The sequence below is a fragment of the Streptomyces sp. A1136 genome (genome assembly GCF_004795055.1).
Classification (GTDB): Bacteria; Actinomycetota; Actinomycetes; order Streptomycetales; family Streptomycetaceae; genus Streptomyces.
Window position 1 is genome coordinate 1 of sequence record NZ_SSBJ01000162.1, and the last position, 696, is coordinate 696.

Annotated in this window: 1 protein-coding gene; it reads right to left on the bottom strand. The window is 70.3% G+C overall.

Annotation, left to right across the window (positions count from 1 at the left end):
• On the bottom strand, nucleotides 1-696 hold a 696-nt coding region (locus E6R62_RS37840), incomplete at both ends, for a vitamin B12 dependent-methionine synthase activation domain-containing protein (protein ID WP_276615693.1).

Here is a 696-nt window from a genome sequence, read left to right on the forward strand (position 1 = left end):
CGGACTCGAACAGCTTGGCGGTGGCCTCGCCGATCTTCGAGCCGACGGTGACGACCTGGAGGCCGACCACGTCGGTCTCGCCGGATTCCTCGGGGCGGAAGAAGTCGGCGAGGCACAGGCGGCGTCCGCGACGCTGGCGCGGGAAGGTGAAGCGAGTGCGTTCAGAACCGTTGTCGTCCAGGATGATCAGGTCGTCGCCCTTGGACACGCAGGGGAAGTAGCCGTAAACGACGGCGGCCTCCAGGAGGCCGTCGGTGTGCAGCCGGTCGAGCCAGCCGCGGAGGCGGGGCCGCCCGTCGGTGGCGATGGTCTCGGCGTCCTTCAGGCCCCACTGGCCCTTGAAGAGGGCGTTCGCGTCGAGCCAGGAGGCGTAGTCCTTGAGCGGGATGCCCTTGACGACGCGGGTGCCCCAGAACGGCGGGGTGGGGACGGGGTTGTCCACGGCGGTGTCGGAGCGGCCACCGACCTCGGGTTCCGCCACCTGCATGGGTGTGTCGCGCTTGGCGACGCGGCGCTGCTTGAGCGGCGGGAGTTCGGCGCCGGGGACACCTCGTTTCACGCCCATGAGCGCGTCCATGAGGCGCAGGCCCTCGAAGGCGTCGCGGGCGTAGCGGACTTCGCCCTCGTAGATCTCGTGGAGGTCCTGTTCGACGTAGGCGCGGGTCAGGGCCGCCCCGCCGAGGATGACCGGGTAGT